The sequence below is a fragment of the Alloalcanivorax sp. C16-1 genome (genome assembly GCF_046507805.1).
Classification (GTDB): Bacteria; Pseudomonadota; Gammaproteobacteria; order Pseudomonadales; family Alcanivoracaceae; genus Alloalcanivorax.
Genome location: NZ_JBKFTK010000001.1, coordinates 627,542 through 643,919, shown reverse-complemented (window position 1 = coordinate 643,919; position 16,378 = coordinate 627,542). Strand labels below are relative to the sequence as shown.

16 protein-coding genes are annotated in these 16,378 nt (G+C 68.5%); 9 read left to right on the top strand and 7 right to left on the bottom strand.

Annotated features, from left to right (window positions below; translation table 11 throughout):
• The first annotated feature begins 70 nt into the window (after window positions 1–70).
• Window positions 71–1,291 (top strand): hypothetical protein, encoded by a 1,221-nt coding sequence (locus ACLD0W_RS03085; RefSeq protein ID WP_410306036.1) that lies wholly within the window; start codon window positions 71–73, stop codon window positions 1,289–1,291.
• Here ACLD0W_RS03085 and ACLD0W_RS03080 read toward each other — a convergent pair.
• Window positions 1,225–2,031, bottom strand: coding sequence for a RimK family alpha-L-glutamate ligase (locus ACLD0W_RS03080; protein ID WP_410306035.1), 807 nt, complete (start codon window positions 2,029–2,031; stop codon window positions 1,225–1,227). The genes ACLD0W_RS03085 and ACLD0W_RS03080 overlap by 67 nt on opposite strands.
• 144 nt (window positions 2,032–2,175) lie before the next feature.
• Here ACLD0W_RS03080 and ACLD0W_RS03075 point away from each other — a divergent pair, with 144 nt between their 5' ends.
• Window positions 2,176–2,949 carry an enoyl-CoA hydratase-related protein gene (locus tag ACLD0W_RS03075; RefSeq protein WP_410306034.1) on the top strand — a complete coding sequence of 258 codons (774 nt, stop codon included), beginning with the start codon at window positions 2,176–2,178 and terminating at the stop codon, window positions 2,947–2,949.
• 226 nt (window positions 2,950–3,175) lie between these two features.
• On the opposite strand, the gene asd is transcribed toward ACLD0W_RS03075, so the two are convergent.
• From asd to rsgA, 3 genes are all read right to left on the bottom strand, one after another.
• Window positions 3,176–4,036, bottom strand: coding sequence for an archaetidylserine decarboxylase (gene asd / locus ACLD0W_RS03070; RefSeq protein ID WP_410306033.1), 861 nt, complete (start codon window positions 4,034–4,036; stop codon window positions 3,176–3,178).
• Window positions 4,037–4,061: 25 nt separating this feature from the next.
• Window positions 4,062–4,886 (bottom strand): sulfurtransferase, encoded by an 825-nt coding sequence (locus tag ACLD0W_RS03065; RefSeq protein WP_410306032.1) that lies wholly within the window; start codon window positions 4,884–4,886, stop codon window positions 4,062–4,064.
• A gap of 76 nt (window positions 4,887–4,962) precedes the next feature.
• Window positions 4,963–5,991 (bottom strand): small ribosomal subunit biogenesis GTPase RsgA, encoded by a 1,029-nt coding sequence (gene rsgA, locus ACLD0W_RS03060; protein WP_410306031.1) that lies wholly within the window; start codon window positions 5,989–5,991, stop codon window positions 4,963–4,965.
• 157 nt (window positions 5,992–6,148) lie between these two features.
• Here rsgA and orn point away from each other — a divergent pair, with 157 nt between their 5' ends.
• Together orn and ACLD0W_RS03050 are read left to right on the top strand one after the other, a co-directional pair.
• Window positions 6,149–6,694: an oligoribonuclease gene (orn, locus tag ACLD0W_RS03055; protein WP_410306030.1), complete on the top strand. Its 546-nt coding sequence runs from the start codon at window positions 6,149–6,151 to the stop codon at window positions 6,692–6,694.
• Between the two features lie 21 nt (window positions 6,695–6,715).
• Window positions 6,716–7,375: a cytochrome b/b6 domain-containing protein gene (locus tag ACLD0W_RS03050; protein WP_410306029.1), complete on the top strand. Its 660-nt coding sequence runs from the start codon at window positions 6,716–6,718 to the stop codon at window positions 7,373–7,375.
• A 19-nt stretch (window positions 7,376–7,394) separates the two neighbouring features.
• Here the strand turns inward: ACLD0W_RS03050 and ACLD0W_RS03045 are convergent, their stop codons facing one another.
• From ACLD0W_RS03045 to ACLD0W_RS03035, 3 genes are all read right to left on the bottom strand, one after another.
• The gene (locus ACLD0W_RS03045; protein WP_410306028.1) at window positions 7,395–7,829 is read right to left on the bottom strand and encodes a c-type cytochrome; all 435 of its coding nucleotides are present in this window, start codon (window positions 7,827–7,829) and stop codon (window positions 7,395–7,397) included.
• A gap of 73 nt (window positions 7,830–7,902) precedes the next feature.
• Window positions 7,903–8,961, bottom strand: coding sequence for a tRNA epoxyqueuosine(34) reductase QueG (queG, locus tag ACLD0W_RS03040; RefSeq protein ID WP_410306027.1), 1,059 nt, complete (start codon window positions 8,959–8,961; stop codon window positions 7,903–7,905).
• 25 nt (window positions 8,962–8,986) lie between these two features.
• Window positions 8,987–9,898: a DMT family transporter gene (locus tag ACLD0W_RS03035; protein WP_410306026.1), complete on the bottom strand. Its 912-nt coding sequence runs from the start codon at window positions 9,896–9,898 to the stop codon at window positions 8,987–8,989.
• An 84-nt stretch (window positions 9,899–9,982) separates the two neighbouring features.
• Between ACLD0W_RS03035 and ACLD0W_RS03030 the strand changes: the two genes are divergently transcribed.
• From ACLD0W_RS03030 to miaA, 5 genes are read left to right on the top strand one after another with little or no spacing between them, the layout of a single operon-like run.
• Complete coding sequence (locus ACLD0W_RS03030; RefSeq protein ID WP_410306025.1) at window positions 9,983–11,479, top strand: NAD(P)H-hydrate dehydratase; 1,497 nt, start codon at window positions 9,983–9,985, stop codon at window positions 11,477–11,479.
• Window positions 11,463–11,903 carry a tRNA (adenosine(37)-N6)-threonylcarbamoyltransferase complex ATPase subunit type 1 TsaE gene (gene tsaE, locus ACLD0W_RS03025; protein ID WP_410306024.1) on the top strand — a complete coding sequence of 147 codons (441 nt, stop codon included), beginning with the start codon at window positions 11,463–11,465 and terminating at the stop codon, window positions 11,901–11,903. The genes ACLD0W_RS03030 and tsaE overlap by 17 nt, the downstream gene beginning before the upstream one ends.
• Window positions 11,890–13,251, top strand: coding sequence for an N-acetylmuramoyl-L-alanine amidase (locus ACLD0W_RS03020; RefSeq protein ID WP_410306023.1), 1,362 nt, complete (start codon window positions 11,890–11,892; stop codon window positions 13,249–13,251). Before tsaE ends, ACLD0W_RS03020 begins: the two co-directional genes overlap by 14 nt.
• A gap of 11 nt (window positions 13,252–13,262) precedes the next feature.
• On the top strand, window positions 13,263–15,140 hold the full coding sequence (gene mutL, locus ACLD0W_RS03015; protein WP_410306022.1) for a DNA mismatch repair endonuclease MutL: 1,878 nt from the start codon (window positions 13,263–13,265) through the stop codon (window positions 15,138–15,140).
• Window positions 15,141–16,127, top strand: coding sequence for a tRNA (adenosine(37)-N6)-dimethylallyltransferase MiaA (gene miaA / locus ACLD0W_RS03010; protein ID WP_410306021.1), 987 nt, complete (start codon window positions 15,141–15,143; stop codon window positions 16,125–16,127). It abuts the gene before it with no gap.
• Window positions 16,128–16,378: the final 251 nt, after the last annotated feature.

Here is a 16,378-nt window from a genome sequence, read left to right as displayed (position 1 = left end):
GATTGAGGTCCCGCCGGCGTTCCCCGGTTATACTCGGCGCCCATCGAACCGGAGCTGAGGAAGGCACCGCATGGCCCTGTGGCAACCGCTTTGGGAGCAATTCCGGGAACACGGACGCCCGTGGCTTCGGCGCGAGAAGCGTCTGCTGTGGGAACTGGTCCTGATGCTGCTGGTGGCCCTGGTGATCGGGGTCTACTTTCTGGAGCACTTTTCCGCCCGCCTGGCCGCCGAACAGCGGGTGCAGCTGGAGGCGCTGGCCCGCCAGACCGGGCTGCGCGCCGCCGAGTCCCTGGCCGGCGGTGACCTGATCGGCCTCAACGTGATCGTGCGCGAAACCCGGGATCTGAAGCCGGTGGCCGGCGCCCGTTTCCTGGACACCGCCGGCGAACCGGTGTCCGGCTCGCTGCCGGAGCTGACCCCGGTGACCGTGGAAGTGCCGGTGGCGCTGCCGGATGGCGAACTGGCGGGGGCGCTGCAGCTGGCGGCGCGGCCGGACGCGGCGCCGCGCCAACGGCTGGAAACCGGCTATGTGCTGGTGGTGCTGGGTATTCTGATCCTGCGCCTGGCCGGGGAGGCGATTTACCGGCGCTTGTTCCGGGAAGCGCCGCCGCCTGCCGACGCCACCCGGGTCGAGGCGCCGGCGGCGGCCAACGTGGTCGGCGACGGCCCGGCCACGGACCCGGGCACCGCGTCGGAGCAAGGGCCGGCCACGGAGCTGCGCCTCAGCGTCGTCAACTTCGATCATTTCCAGCAGCGCTACACCCGCGCCGCGCTGACCGCGTTACTGGACGATTACCACCACCTGCTGGACGAGGTGGCCGGCCTCTATGGCGGTCGCGTGGTGGCCCGCCTGGGCGACCAGGCGCGGGTGCGGTTCGGCGGCGAACCGCTCTCCCATCGGGCCTTCTCGGCGCTGTGCGCCGGGTTGCTGTTTCTGCGGGTGGCGCGCCTGCAGGCGCCGCGTCGCAAGGCCAGCCAGGCGCCGGCCCTGGAATTCAAGGCACTGGTCAGCGAACAGTTCGTCGATGAGGACAGCTGGGCGCTGTGCCTGGCCGGGATTCCCGGCCGGCTGAACGTGCCGGAGAGCGAACTGACCCGCGCCGAGCTGGATGTGAAGGCGCTCTACCAAAGCGAGCGCGCCCTGGTGGTGCAGGCCGGCGACCGGCAGGTGCGCCTGCAGCCGGTGGAGCAGCTCGCCCACCGCTACCAGACACTGCTGCGCACTCAGGCGGAGCGGGTCATGGGCGCCGGCGAATCGTCCGGCGGCGACTCGCTCTCGCCCAGCAAGTAGGTGCGCATGGCCGCGCCCACCCGGCGCGGCAGGTCGGGAATGCCCCGGTTGCCGAACAGCCGGTTGAACTCCAGCACATAGGGCTGGCCGTCCACCCAGGCCACGTCGAACCCGGCGTGGTCGATGTTCAGCCGCCGCGCCAGATTCTCCACCAGCGCCAGGGCGTCGTCGGGCACCGGCAGATCGGTGCGGATGCGCGCCCCCCGGGCCAGGTTGTTGTGGAAGCTGGTGCCCTCCCGCCAGTAGCTGGCGATGATCCGCCGGCCCACCACCACCACGCGCAGATCGCGCACGATCGGCAGCAGCTTCTGGATGTACAGCACCTCGTTATTGGCGGCGTAGTCCAGCAGTTGCTGGCGGTTCTCCACCAGGAACACGCCGTCGCCCTGGCTGGAGCGCACCCGCTTGGCCACGAACGGGAACGACCAGGTATCCAGGATGCGGCTCACATCGCTGTGGCTGGACGACAGGATCTCCGTTTCCGGCAGGTTGTCCGGGCAGACCAGCCGCAGGGCGCGGGTCATTTCCACCTTGTCGTGGCCCAGATGGTACGTCGCCAGGCTGGGGAACAGCGCCCGCTGCAGCACGTAGTGCAGGCCGTGGATCTGCCAGTAGGCCGGGAACAGCACCCAATCGGCGGCCAACACCTCGTCGCGCTGGGCGAACATGTGCTCCGGCTTGATGTAGCGCACCCCCGGCAGGCCCAGGGTACGGAAAGGATCGAAAGTGATGAGTTTCAAGGCCCTCGGACCTCACGACAGACCCCGTCAAGGGGAACCGGCGATTTATAGGACGAAATCAGGCGCCGGGCAATAGTTTTGGTCCTTGGCCGAGGGGGCGTGGAGGGGCTAGGCTTTGCGCAACCTTAACCGTGGGAGACAGACGTGCGATTACCAGCACCGGAAAGCGGCCAGATTCTGGTCAAGACCACCGAAGCGGTGATGACCATCACCCTTAACCGTCCGGACAAGCTGAACGCGCTGACCGGCGCCATGTACCAGGATCTGGTGAACCTGCTGGCGTTGGCCGAAGAGCATGACGACGTGGGCGCGGTGCTGATCGAGGGCCAGGGTAAATCGTTCTGCGCCGGCAATGACCTGGGCGATTTCCTGGCCGCCGGCAACGCCGGCGACAACGCCACCGAGGGCGGCGCCGCGCCGTTTATCCGGGCGGTAAGCCGCTTCGAGAAGCCGCTGGTGGTGGCGGTGCAGGGCAACGCGGTGGGCGTGGGCGTCACCATGCTGCTGCACGCGGACATCGTGGTGGCCGCCGACGACGCCAAATTCATCACCCCGTTCGTGGACCTGGGCGCGGTGCCGGAAGCCGGCTCCTCCAAACTGCTGCCGGCCTGGCTGGGCTATCAGCGTGCCGCCCGCATGCTGCTGGCCGGCGAGCCGTTGGGCGCCGAGGAGGCGCTGCAGTGTGGTCTGGTGGCCAAGGTGGTGGGGCGCGCGGAGCTGGAAGGCGCGGCCCGGGCCTACGCGGTGGCGCTGGCGGCCAAGCCGCGTCGGGCCATGCGCGAGAGCAAGCGGTTGATGCGCCAGGCGCCGGAGATGGCGTTGCACGATCTGATCGATCATGACCTGGCGTTGTTCGCGGAGTTGCTGCGTGGGGACGAGGCGAAAGCGATTCTGGCTGCGAAACTGGGTAAGAAATAAAGCTCGGTAACAAATAACGGTCTGGCGTTTTGTGGCTCCAGCCGTGGCGCGAAGCTGCGTGGGTCCCTTCCGGGATCGCTCAAGCCGTCCCTGGGCGCTCCCGTTTTTGGCATCCCTGCCAAAAAGGGTCCCGGAAGGGACCCACACAGCTTCGCTTCGAGGCAGCAGAACCTTGGGTGGGGGAGGGGGCGCCACCCAGGCCCGCGACCCTGCTGGAGAGGAACGCTTAGACGTAGTGGCCGAACGCTTCGCCCATGCGCACCTTGGCGCCGGGGGCGGCGGCGGTGTCCAGGTCGGCGGCGCCTTCCGGGAACAGCACGATCACCGTGGAGCCGAGCAGGAAGCGGCCCAGTTCGGCGCCTTTCTCCAGCACCACCGGTTGCGGGTCACGGTACTGGCGGCGGGTGACTTCGCCGGGCTGCGGGGTGACCTGGCCGGCGAACACGGTTTCGATGCCGGCCACGATCATGGCGCCCACCAGAATCACCGCCATCGGTCCGCGCTCGGTATCGAACACGCACACCAGCCGCTCGTTGCGGGCGAACAGGCGCGGCACCCGTTCGGTGGTGGCTTGGTTCACCGAGAACAGCCGCCCGGGCACATAGACGGTTTCGCGCAGGGTGCCGGTGCAGGGCATGTGCACCCGGTGATAGTCGCTGGGCGACAGGTAGACGGTGGCGAACTGGCCGTTGCTGAACTCGGCGGCCAGGGTGCCGTCGCCGCCCAGCAATTCGAACAGGGAATAGTAATGCCCCTTGGCCTGCAGCAGATCACTGCCGCGCAGCGGGCCGCGCTGGCTGACGGTGCCGTCCGCCGGGCAGGCCAGGGTGGCGTCGCCCTCGGCGATGGGGCGGGCGTCGTCCTTGAGGGCGCGGGTGAAGAAGGCGTTGAAATTCTCGAACTGGTCCGGGTCCTCGATACACGCTTCGCTCAGGTCCACCTTGAAGCGGCGGATGAAGGCGTGGATGAAGCGCGTTTTGATCCACGGGATCTCACTGCGCGCCAGCCAGCCCACCAGCCGCGAAAGACCGTGCTGGGGCACGCAGTACTGAAGCGCCACGAAGGCTTTTTCGATCAGGGTGTTCAAGGGCGGACCTCGTTGTTGTTGTCGGTTATTGCGGTTTTTCCACCGGGGTCTCGGGGTGGTTGCCCCATTCGGCCCAGGACCCGGCGTAGCCACGGATGTCCCGGAATCCCAGGATTTTGCCCACCAGCCAGGTGAAGCTGGAGCGGTGGTGGGTCTGGCAGTGGGTGATCACCTGCTTGTCCGCCTGGATGCCCCGTTCCGCCAGTTCCTGGCGAATCGCGTCCAGATCACGCAGGCGCAGGTTGTTGGTCTTGTCCATGGCGTCGGTCCACTCGTACAGGGTGGCGCCGGGAATGTGGCCGGCTTTCTGGGCGAAGGCGCGCACGCCGGCGAACTCCTCCTCGGAGCGCGCGTCCCACACCACCACGTCCGGGTCGCGGTGGTGGGCCAGCAGGTAATCCAGATCCACGTTGGCCTTCGGATCATGGGGGCCGACCTGGTAATCGGACGGTTCCGGCTCGCCGGGCTCGGTGCTGGTGGGCAGATCCGCCGCCAGCCAGCCGTGGATGCCGCCGTTCAGGTAGCCGTAACGGTGGTGGCCGATCACTTCCAGGGTCCACAGCAGGCGGGCGGCCCAGCCGCCGCCTTCGTCGTCGTAGGCGACCACGAAGGTGTCCGGGGTCAGGCCCAGGTCGGAAAACAGCGCGGACAGCGCCCGGTCGTCCGGCAGCAGGCCCGGGGCCGGCTGAGTGCCGGCCAGCAGGCGTTTGAAGTCCAGGTGCACGGCGCCGGGCACATGGGCCTGATCGTAGACCTGGTCCTTGCACAGATCGACGATCAGCAGGTGATCGTCGTCCAGATGACGGGCCAGTTCGGACGGTTCGATGAGCAGGGGCAGTTGAGCGGTCATGGCGAGTCTTCGTCGTTGCCGGTGGCGGTCATTGTAATCAAGGACAGAGGAGGTGTCAGATGCGTCGCCGCCGGTTTCAGGGCTGATAGCGCTGACGCGCCTCCTCATCCAGGGTCGCGGCGATCTGGAAAAAGTTGTTAAGCCGTTCCGGGCTGATGCGTCCCTGCTCCGCCGCCTCTTGCAGGGCGCAGCCCGGTTCGTGGCGATGGGTGCAGTTGCGGAAGCGGCAATGGCCGGCCTGCTCCGACAGTTCCCGATAGCCGTGCAGCAGCTCTTCCTCGCTGATGTGCCACAGCCCGAATTCGCGGATCCCCGGGGAGTCGATCAGACGGCCGCCGTCGGGCAGCGGAAACAGCCGGGCGGTGGTGGTGGTGTGCTGGCCCAGGCCGGACACGTCGGACAGGTCGCCGACCGCCAGCTCCGCCTCGGGCAGCAGGGCGTTGACCAGGGACGATTTGCCGACCCCGGACTGGCCGACGAAGGCCACGGTGTGGCCGGCCAGGGCCTCGCGCAGGTCGTCCAGGCCGTCGCGGGCCTTGGCGGACACCGGGATCACCGGGTAGCCCAGGCTCCGGTACAGACCCAGCAGGCGCTCGATCAGCACGTCGTCCTCGCCCACCAGGTCCGCTTTGTTGAGTACCAGGGTGGCGGGGATGCCGGACAGTTCGGCGGCCACCAGATAGCGGTCCAGCAGCACGCTGGAGGGTTCCGGCCGGGGCGCGAACACCACCAGCAGGCGATCCAGGTTGGCGCCCACCGGCTTCAGCTTGCCGTAGTTGTCCGGGCGTTTCAGCACCGTGGCACGGGGCATCAGCGCGGTGACCACGCCATCGCCCTCGCCTTCGGGGGCCTGCCAGATCACCCGGTCACCGACCACCAGCTGTTCCAGGTTGGCGCGGAAATGACAGCGGGCCGGGGCGCCCTGGTCCGCTTCCACCAGCACCTGGCCACCGAAGTGAGCGATCACCGTGCCGTGCTGTTCCTCGCCCAGATCGGAGGCCTGGGGGCGGTCCCGTTCCGCCTTGCGCTGGGCACGCTCGCGGCGCTCCTGCTGGATCTTTTCGATGCGCCAGCGCTGCCGACGATTGAGATTGCGTTTGGCCATAAAAGCGTGGGGCTTCGCCGCCTGTACCGGGTAAAGGATGAAGGGTGCAGGATACAGGAATCGGACCGTCGCGGGCACGGCTTTGCCGCTGGCAGGGCCGGCTCCGCGCTGTATCCTGTATCCTTCACCTGGTAGCCGCTTTTTCCCCGGGAGCATCATGACGCAAGCAAAGGACAACCTGATCTGGATCGACCTGGAGATGACCGGTCTGGATCCCAGCCACGACCGCATCATCGAGATCGCCACCATCGTCACCGACGCCCATCTCAATGTGCTGGCCGAGGGGCCGGTGATGGCGGTCCGGCAGAGCGACGCCTTGCTCGAGGGCATGGACGAATGGAACACCCGCCACCACAACAACTCCGGTCTGGTGGAGCGGGTGCGGCGCAGCGACGTGGACGACGCCGAGGCGGAACGCCGCACGCTGGCCTTCCTGGAGCAGTACCTGGCGCCGGGCGTGTCGCCCATGTGCGGCAACAGCATCTGCCAGGACCGCCGCTTCCTGGCCAACTACATGCCGGGGCTGGAAGCCTTCTTCCACTACCGCAATCTGGACGTGTCCACCCTCAAGGAACTGGCGCGGCGCTGGAAGCCGGGCATCCTGGACGGCTTCCAGAAAGCCAACAAGCATCTGGCGCTGGACGACATTCGTGAGTCCATCGCGGAACTGGCCTATTACCGTGAGCATCTGATTCAGCTGTAAGCATCGTCAGGGAGAGCAAGGGTGAAAGAGTCCGTGTCGGCGGGCCGGGTCTGGGATCTGCCCACCCGCCTGTTTCATTGGTTGCTGGTGGCGCTGTTCGCCTTTCTGTGGTTTTCCGGCGGCGAGAGCGACGCCCTGATGAAGTGGCACATGCTGGCCGGCTACACGCTGCTGGCGCTGTTGCTGTTCCGGATCGCCTGGGGGTTTGTCGGTTCGAGGCGCAGCCGTTTCGCGGACTTCCTGGCGCCGCCGGCGGTGGCCTGGCGTTACGGACGCGACTTTCTGCGTAATCGGGCGCCGGCCTGGGACGGCCACAACCCGCTGGGCGGCTGGATGGTGCTGGCCATGCTGGTGCTGTTGCTGGCCCAGGCGGTGAGCGGCCTGTTCGCCACCGACGACATCAGCATCGCCGGCCCGCTCAATGGCGCGGTGGCCTCCGGCGTGGGCGATGCGCTCACCGACTTCCACGGCTTCAACATCAATCTGCTGCTGGTGCTGGCCGGGCTGCACGTGGCGGCGGTGGCCGCCCACCGGCTGCGCGGTGAGCGGCTTACCGGTGCCATGATCAGCGGCCGCAAAGCCGGCGCCGCCGACCAGCCGCCGGCGCCGGCCTGGCGGGCGCTGGTGCTGGCGGTGCTGGCGGCGGGGATCGTCTGGCTGTTGGTGACGTTGGGCGGTTGAACCGGTATCGCGACCGCGATTACTTGCGGTATTCCTGGTGGCAGGCCTTGCAGGCCTGACCGACCTGGCCCACCTGGGCGAGCATCGCCTGCTGGTCGCCTTCCCGGGACAGCCGCGACAGTTCGGCGGTCTCGCGCATCAGGTCGTCGGCCTTGGCGTCGAAGTCCGCTTTGTTCTCCCAGATCTCCGGCTTGGCGTCGCTGCCGTCGGCGGTGCCTTCCTGAAACCCTTCCCAGGGCAGCCGCGCCAGGTTTTCCAGAATGCCGGCCTTGCGTTCGAACACCGCCTGATCGAACGGCTGCTCGCCCTTGGCCATGGCGCCCAGGGTGCCGAAGTGCCAGGCGATCACGTGGAAGATGGAATGGCGGTATTCCGCCGCTTCGTTGGGCCCGCTGGAACAGGCGTTGAGCAGCGGCGCGGCGATGGCGAGCAGGATCAGGGCTGGCTTTTTCATGGCTGGCATTCCCTTCGTGGACAGTGAACTTGGACGGTGACTGAAGTTAGGAGCATACCGTTTCATGTGAACATTACGAGTGACGCCGATCGCGAAGCCGCGCCAGGGCCCAGTGCACGTGTTCGCGGATCAGCCCGTCATGGTCGTCCCGCCGCCGGTTCAGAGCGGCGAACGCCTCGTCGCTGGCGGGCCCGTTGCCCAGCGCCACCGCCAGGTTGCGCAGCCAGCGCCGGTAGCCGGCGCGGCGGATGGCGGAGCCCTCGGTGCGCGCCAGAAAAGTGGCCTCGTCCCACAGGAACAGCTCCACCAGTTGCCGGTCCTCGAGCCCGTGGCGGGGGTGAAAGTCGGTCTCGCCGCTGTGCGAGGCGAAGCGGTTCCAGGGGCACATCAACTGGCAATCGTCGCAGCCGAACACCCGGTTGCCGATGCCCGGGCGCAGGTCCTCGGGGATCGATCCCGGGTGCTCGATGGTCAGGTAGGAGATGCAGCGGCGCGCGTCCAGCTGATAGGGGGCGACGATGGCGTCGGTGGGGCACACCGTCATGCAGGCGGAGCACTTGCCGCAATGGTCCTCGCCGGGGGCGTCCACCGGCAGCGGCAGGTCGGTGTAGATCTCGCCGAGAAAAAACCAGCTGCCCGCTTCCCGATTGAGCAGCAGAGTATGCTTGCCCTGCCAGCCCAGCCCGGCTTTCTCCGCCAGCGGCTTTTCCATCACCGGGGCGCTGTCCACGAAGGCCCGGGCCAGCCGGCTGTCGGCCACCTCTTCGCGCATCCAGCCGGCCAGCCGCGCCAGCCGCTTGCGGATCAGCTTGTGGTAGTCGCGGCCCAGGGCATAGCGCGACACATAGGCCTTGTCGTGCTGGCGCAGCACCTTCACCGGCTGGGTGTCCGGCGGCAGATAGTCCATGCGCAGCGACAGCACCCGCACCGTGGCCGGCTCCAGCTCCTCCGGGCGCGATCTTTTATTGCCGTGGGCTTCCATCCACGTCATGTCGCCGTGGCGGCCGGCGGCCAGCCACTCCCGCAACCGTGCTTCCGCCTGGCTCAGGTCCAGATCGGCCACGCCCATTTGCTGGAAACCCAGGGTGCGGGCCTGGTCGGCGATGCGGCGTTTGAGATCGGCGAGGTCCATGGCGGGGAATCCGGATCGGCGCGGCTCAGTCGGCCACCGCCACCCGGGCCGCGTCGCGGCGCTGCCGGGCGGTGACGAACAACGATGCCGCCACCACCAGGGCGCCGCCGGTGAGCGCCAGCGGCCCCGGGGTTTCCCCCAGCACCAGGGCGGCCAGCAGGGTGGCGTAGGGCACCTGCAGGGCCAGGGTGAACGACACCGTGGTGGCGCTCAAGCGGCGCAGGCCATGGGTGATCAGGGTGTGCGGCACGGCGGTGAACACGGTGCCGAGCAGCAGCATCAGCCCCCAGGTGCCCGCCGACAGCTCGCTGGGGGACACGCTCAGGAAGGGGGCGAACACCAGCGCCGTGAGGGCGCCCTGGTAAAGCATCACCTGGGGCCCGGAGACGCCGTCCAGGAAACGTTTTTGCAATAAATTACGCAGCGAATAGAGCACCGCGGAAAACACGCCCACCGCCAGACCCAGCGGCACATTGCCGCCCAGGCCGCTTTCCAGGCCGATCAGGGTGACGCCGGTGAGCACGCCCAGGCCGGCCAGCAGCGCATAGCCGTGCGGCGGACGTTGCTGTAAAAGAGGCGGTTCGATCACCGCGGTGATCACCGGGAAGGTCAGCAGCGCCACCACGCCCACCGCCACGGTGGAAACCTGCATGGCATGGAAGTAGGTCATCCAGTGCACCGCGAACAGCAGCCCGCCCACCAGCATGGCCAGGTAGTGGCGGCGGCTCGGCAGGCGCAGGGGCGCGCGCCGCACCGCCATCACCAGCAGCAGGGCCACGGCGGCGATGCCACCGCGCAGTCCGGTGATGTCCAGCGCCGGCAACGGCACCAGCTTGGCGAACAGGGCGGTGCCGGCGAGCATGAAGGCGGCCAGATGCAGGCCGTACAGGTCCCACTGCGGGCCTTGTTGATCGGGCGAGCTGCGTTGTTCGGGCAAGCTGACCATCCTCCGAGGATGAAAACAGAACAGGTATACTGGGCGCGCAGCCCATCGTCACGGCGGAGCCAAGGATAACAGTCCATGTCGGTAAGATCGTTACCCGATCGTCTTTACAGCGCCGCCCAGACCCGCGAGCTGGACCGTCTGGCCGGCGAGGCCGGGCTGAGCGGTGAACAATTGATGGAGCGGGCCGGGCGCGCCGCTTTCGAACTGCTGGTGCAGCGCTGGCCCGAGGTCACCCGGCCGGCGATTCTGTGCGGCGGCGGCAACAACGGCGGCGACGGCTACGTGGTGGCGCGCCTGGCCCGCGAGGCCGGTCTGCAACCGGTGATCTTTCAGGACCGGCCGGTGGAGGAAATGAAGGGCGATGCCCTGACCATGGCCCGCCGCGCCCGCGACCAGGGCGTGCCAATGCGGCCGCTGTCGCCGGACAGCCTGCCGGCGGACGCGCCGGTGCTGGTGGACGCGCTGCTCGGCACCGGCCTGTCCGGCCCGTTGCGCGACGACAAGAAAGCACTGATCCAGGCCCTGGACCGGCTCGGCAAGCCGGTGCTGGCGGTGGACGTGCCCTCCGGCCTGGCCGCCGACAGCGGCGCTTCCACCGGCGCGGTGCTGCACGCCACCTGCACCCTGACCTTTATCGGCGTCAACCGGGGCCTGCTCACCGGCATCGGGCCGGTGTGTACCGGGGAACTGCTGTTTGATGGCCTGGGCGTGGAAGCACGCGTGCACGCGCGCATCGACGCCCCGGTGTGGCGGCCGACGCCGGTGGACCGGGCCCGCTGGCTGCCAGCGCGCCGGCGGGACGGGTACAAGAAAACCTACGGACACGTGCTGGTAATCGGCGGCGACCACGGCTTCGGCGGCGCGCCCATGCTGACCGCCCAGGCCGCCGCCCATGCCGGCGCCGGTCTGGTGAGCCTGGCCACCCGCGCGGAGCACGTGGCGCCGCTGCTGGCCCGCCAGCCGGAGGTGATGGCGCGGGCGGTGGACAACGTGGACCAGCTGGCGCCGCTGCTGGAGCGGGCCACGGTGGTGGCCATCGGCCCGGGCCTGGGCCTGGACGCCTGGGGCCGGTCGCTGCTGGAAGCCGCCCTGGACAGCGGCCTGCCCCTGGTGGTGGACGCGGACGCGCTGACGCTGATCGCCGAATGGCAACCGGACGCCCGTGAGGACTGGGTGCTGACGCCCCACCCCGGCGAAGCGGCCCGGCTGCTGGACAGCGGCACCGGTGCCGTGCAGGGTGACCGCTTCGCGGCGGTGGAGTCGCTGGCCGCCCGCTACGGTGGCGCGGTGCTGCTCAAGGGATTGGGTACCCTGGTGCGCGGCGCCGGGGGCACCGCCCTGATCAGCGACGGCAACCCGGGCATGGGCAGCGGTGGCATGGGCGACCTGCTCACCGGGGTGATCGCCGCCCTGCGCGCCCAGGGGCTGCCGCCGTACCCGGCCGCCGCTCTGGGTGCCATGATTCACGCCCGCGCCGCCGACGGCGCGGCGCGCCGTGATGGGGAACGGGGCCTGCTGGCCACCGATCTGTTGACCGACCTGCGCCGGGAATTGAATGGGCACGACCACTGAACAACACCGGCTCGCCGACGAGGACGCCACCCTGGCGCTGGGGGCGGACCTGGCGCGCCGTCTGAAACCGGGCGCCTGCGTCTACCTGCGCGGCGACCTGGGCGCCGGCAAGACCACCCTGGTGCGCGGCCTGTTGCAGGCTCTGGGCCACCGTGGCGCGGTGAAAAGTCCCACCTATACCCTGGTGGAACCCTATGAAACCGGCGGGGTCCCTATCTATCATTTCGATCTGTACCGGCTCGGCGATCCCGAGGAGCTGGAGATGATCGGTATCCGTGATTATTTTGACGGTCGGGCCCTGTGCCTGCTGGAGTGGCCGGAACGTGGCCGGGGCATGATTCCGGCGCCGGACCTGACCGTAACCCTGGCCGTGGAGGGACGGGGACGTCATGCCAACCTGGAATGGGCCGATGGCCAACACTGAACGCGGCGACATCAAGCGCAATCACGGCCCGCGCCGGGTCCTGACCCTGACGCTGCTGGCCCTGGGCCTGCTGGTCAGCGGTCTGGTACAGGCGGTCACCGTCGATTCCGTGCGTCTGCACCGGGCGCCGGACCACACCCGGATCGTGTTCGATCTGCCCAAGCCGGTGGAGCTGTCCCTGGACAAGCTGGCCAACCCGGACCGTATCGTGGTGGACCTGCCGGACACCGAGCTGAACTTCGACATGGGCACCCTGGACATCAGCGATAGCCCGATCACCGGTATCCGCGTGGGTCAGCACCCGGGCATGACCCGGGTGGTGTTCGACCTCTCCGAAGCGGTGCGTCCGCGCACCAATCTGCTCAAGCCGGTGGCGCCCCACGACTGGCGTCTGGTGGTGGACCTGTTCGACAGCACCCCGGAACCGGTGAAAACCGTGGACAAGCCGGAGGTGGACAGCGGCGCGCCCCGCGACATGATCGTCGCCGTGGACCCGGGCCACGGCGGGGAAGACCCGGGCGCGTCCGGCCCCGGCGGGCTGCGCGAAAAAGACGTGGTGCTGCAGATCGCCAAGAAAGTGAAGGCGCGCATCGACGCCCAGCCTGGCATGAAGGCGGTGCTGGTGCGCGACGGCGACTACTATGTGCCGCTGGCGGAGCGGCGCCGCATCGCCCGCCGGGACAACCACGCGGATGTGTTTATCTCGATCCACGCCGACGCCTTCACCGACCCGCGCGCCCACGGCGCCAGCGTGTTCGCCCTGTCCAATCGGGGCGCCACCAGTGCCCGCGCCCGCTATCTGGCGGAGATGGCCAACGAGTCGGACAAGGTGGCCGGGGTCTACGAGGAAGAAAAGGACGACTCCAATCTGCTCAGCGTGCTCGCCGATATGCGCATGAGCGGCTCCATGGCCCACAGTCTCTACCTGGGCCGGCAGATTCTCGGCGAGATGGGCCAGATCACCCGACTGCACGGCGGCCGCGACACCGTGGAGCAGGCCGCCTTCGTGGTGCTCAAGGAGCCGGAAATGGTGTCGGTGCTGGTGGAAACCGGCTTTATCTCCAACAAGGAGGAAGCCAGCAAGTTGCGTTCCAGTGCCCATCAGGACAAACTCGCGCGATCCATCGTGGCGGGCGTGGAACATTACTTCCGCACCCATCCGGCGCCGGGCAGCTGGTTCGCCGCGCAGCGTTCCCACAACAGCGACCAGTACCGGATTCAGCCCGGCGACACCCTGTCCGGCATCGCCCGCCGGCATCAGGTCACCGAGCAGGCGCTGCGCTCCGCCAACAATATCCAGGATGACCGCATCATCGTCGGCCAGACGCTGGTTATCCCGCAATCCTGAGGTCCCTTACCGTGGCAAAGATTCACCGGCTGGATTCCCGACTCGCCAACCAGATCGCCGCCGGCGAGGTGGTGGAGCGGCCTGCCTCGGTACTTAAGGAGCTGCTGGAGAATGCGCTGGACGCCGGCGCCCGGCAGATCACCGTGGACGTGGAGCAGGGCGGCATCAAACTGGTGAAGGTGCGCGACGACGGCGGCGGCATCGGCCACGACGATCTGCCGCTGGCCCTGTCCCGGCACGCCACCAGTAAGATTCAGAACCAGGAAGACCTGGAAGCCATCGGTACCCTGGGGTTCCGGGGCGAGGCCCTGGCGGCGATCAGTTCGGTGTCGCGGCTGACCCTGGCCAGCAACGACGGCGACCGGCCCCAGGGCTGGCAGGTCACCGTGGAGGGCCGCGACATGGCCCCCAGCGTGGCGCCGGCGGCGCACCCGCGCGGCACCACCGTGACCATGCGCGACCTGTTCTTCAACACGCCGGCCCGGCGTCGTTTTCTGCGCACCGAAAAAACCGAATTCAATCATCTGGAAGAGGTGTTCCGGCGGGTCGCCCTGAGCGAGTTCCAGACCGGCTTCCGGCTCACCCATAACCAGAAGGTGATCCACCAGCTGCCCGCCGGCGACGACGCCGCCCTGCGCGCCGCCCGGGTGGCGCGCCTGTGCGGCCGCGCCTTCATGGAGCAGTCCCTGGAAGTGGACATCGAACACGGCGGCCTGCGCCTGCACGGCTGGATGGGGCTGCCCACCTTTTCCCGGTCCCAGGCGGACCTGCAGTACTTCTACGTCAACGGCCGGGTGATCCGCGACAAGGTGGTCAGCCACGCGGTGCGCCAGGCCTATTCCGACGTGCTCTACCACGGCCGCCACCCGGCCTATGTGCTGTTTTTCGAGGTGGACCCGGCGCTGGTGGACGTCAACGTGCACCCCACCAAACACGAAGTGCGTTTCCGCGAGCAGCGCCAGGTGCACGACTTCCTGTTCCGTACCCTGCACCGGGCCATCGCCGAGGTGCGCCCCGGCGACGACGGCCGCCCGGAGCGCGGGCCGGTCAGCGCCGAGGTGGCGCCCACCCAGGGCCACATGCCGCTGACCACGCCCCGTGATGAGCCGGCCGCCACCGGCACGGGCGATATTGGTCAGGGTGGGTTCAATGCCGGCGGCGCCGGTGGCGGCGGTTACGCGGGCTACGGCGGCGCCGCGCCGTCGCGCCCCGGCGGCATCGCCGACGGCGCCCGTCAGGCCGGCGCCTACGGGGCTCTGGTGAATCCGGCCCCGGATCTGACCGTGGCCCCGGAGGCGGGCCGCACGCCGCCGCTGGGCTACGCGGTGGCGCAACTGCACGGCATCTTTATCGTCGCCGAGAACGAACACGGCATGGTGCTGGTGGACATGCACGCCGCCCACGAGCGCATCACCTACGAGCGTATGAAACGGGACTGGGCCGAGGAAAAGGTGCGCAGCCAGCCGCTGCTGGTGCCGGTGTCCATGGCGGTGTCGTCCCGGGAAGCGGACTTCGCCGAGCAGCAGCCCCAGGTGTTCCAGCGGCTCGGTTTCCTGGTCGAACGGGCCGGGCCGGAAACCCTGGTGGTGCGTGAAGTGCCCGCCCTGCTGCGCAACGCGGACAGTGAAACCCTGGTGCGCGATGTGCTCTCCGATCTGCTCGCCCAGGGCAGCAGCGAACGGATCGAACAGAAGCTCGACGAGCTGCTCTCCACCATGGCCTGCCACGGCAGCGTGCGCGCCAACCGGCGTCTGACGGTGCCGGAAATGAACGCCCTGCTGCGCGACATGGAAGCCACCGAGCGGTCCGGTCAGTGCAACCACGGCCGTCCCACCTGGACCCAGATGACCGTCAAGGACCTGGACCGGCTGTTCATGCGGGGCCAATAGATGGCCGCCGCCACCGCGCCGCCGGTGATTCTGCTGATGGGGCCCACCGCCGCCGGCAAGACGGCGCTGGCCATGGAAGCCGCGCACACCCTGCCGGTGGAACTGATCAACGTGGACTCCGCGCTGGTCTATCGGGGCCTGAACATCGGCGCCGCCCGGCCTTCCGACGAAGAACTGGCCCGGGCGCCGCACCGTTTGCTGGGCTTCCGGGACCCGGCGCGACCCTATTCGGCGGCGGATTTCCGCGCCGACGCGCTGCGCGAGATCGACGACATCGTGGCCGCCGGCCGGATCCCCCTGCTGGTGGGCGGCACCATGCTGTACTTCAAGGCCCTGGTGGAGGGGCTGGCGCCGCTGCCGGAGGCGGACCCGGCGGTGCGCGCGGAGATCGCCGCCCTGGCGGAACGGGACGGCTGGCCGGCGGTGCACGCGGCGCTGGCGCGGGTGGACCCGGCCAGCGCCGCGCGCCTCAAACGCACCGACCGCCAGCGCCTGCAGCGGGCTCTGGAGGTGTACCGGCTCACCGGCCGGCCGCTGAGCGCCTTTCACGGCGAGCACGAGACCGCCGGCGAGGCGTTGGCGGACGGCTTTTACCGCTTTCCCGGCCTGTCCTGTCCGGTGCTGAGCCTGGCGGTGGCGCCGCAGCGTGCCGAATTGCACCGGCGCATCGAGGCGCGTTTCCGGGCCATGCTCGACCAGGGTCTGGTGGAGGAGGTGGCGGCGCTGCGCGCCCGCGGCGATCTGCACGCGGATCTGCCGGCCCTGAAAGCGGTGGGTTATCGCCAGGTTTGGCGCTATCTGGACGGCGATTGGGATTACACCACCATGGTGGAAAAGGGTATTATTGCCACCCGGCAGTTGGCCAAAAGGCAGCTCACCTGGCTGCGCAAATGGCCCGGTCTTACCTGGTACGACGGCGCCCGTGACGAGAGTCGCAGGGCGTGCGCGACCCGTCTTGCAGGCGTTTGTAAAACCGTGTTTAGTTGATTCCGAGGGTTCCGGGGAGAAGTTGCCCCACGAGGCTTGTTTTTATTGGGACCAAGCCCCATTAGAGGACCACGTCGACACAGGGCTTTACTGAGGGTGGGGCTGAAACCTTTTCCCCCAAAGGCTGCCAAAGAGAAGTCCTTGGCCCACGGGCCGTCCGGCAGGGATGGCCGGCCTCGTGTAGTCCGGACGTAAGCGCTGATGATTGCCCGAACGCTTGGGCGCTCACTTTTTATGAATGTGTAAGGAGA

What these genes read in the sequence shown, in the direction of transcription:
- ACLD0W_RS03085 (WP_410306036.1), top strand. Translation starts at nt 71, where the DNA reads ATGGCCCTGTGGCAACCGCTTTGGGAGCAATTCCGGGAACACGGACGC.
- queG (WP_410306027.1), bottom strand. Translation starts at nt 8,961, where the DNA reads ATGGACCTCGCCGATCTCAAACGCCGCATCGCCGACCAGGCCCGCACC.
- ACLD0W_RS03065 (WP_410306032.1), bottom strand. Translation starts at nt 4,886, where the DNA reads ATGACCGCTCAACTGCCCCTGCTCATCGAACCGTCCGAACTGGCCCGT.
- ACLD0W_RS03045 (WP_410306028.1), bottom strand. Translation starts at nt 7,829, where the DNA reads ATGAAAAAGCCAGCCCTGATCCTGCTCGCCATCGCCGCGCCGCTGCTC.
- rsgA (WP_410306031.1), bottom strand. Translation starts at nt 5,991, where the DNA reads ATGGCCAAACGCAATCTCAATCGTCGGCAGCGCTGGCGCATCGAAAAG.
- ACLD0W_RS03020 (WP_410306023.1), top strand. Translation starts at nt 11,890, where the DNA reads ATGGCCAACACTGAACGCGGCGACATCAAGCGCAATCACGGCCCGCGC.
- ACLD0W_RS03030 (WP_410306025.1), top strand. Translation starts at nt 9,983, where the DNA reads ATGTCGGTAAGATCGTTACCCGATCGTCTTTACAGCGCCGCCCAGACC.
- orn (WP_410306030.1), top strand. Translation starts at nt 6,149, where the DNA reads ATGACGCAAGCAAAGGACAACCTGATCTGGATCGACCTGGAGATGACC.
- miaA (WP_410306021.1), top strand. Translation starts at nt 15,141, where the DNA reads ATGGCCGCCGCCACCGCGCCGCCGGTGATTCTGCTGATGGGGCCCACC.
- tsaE (WP_410306024.1), top strand. Translation starts at nt 11,463, where the DNA reads ATGGGCACGACCACTGAACAACACCGGCTCGCCGACGAGGACGCCACC.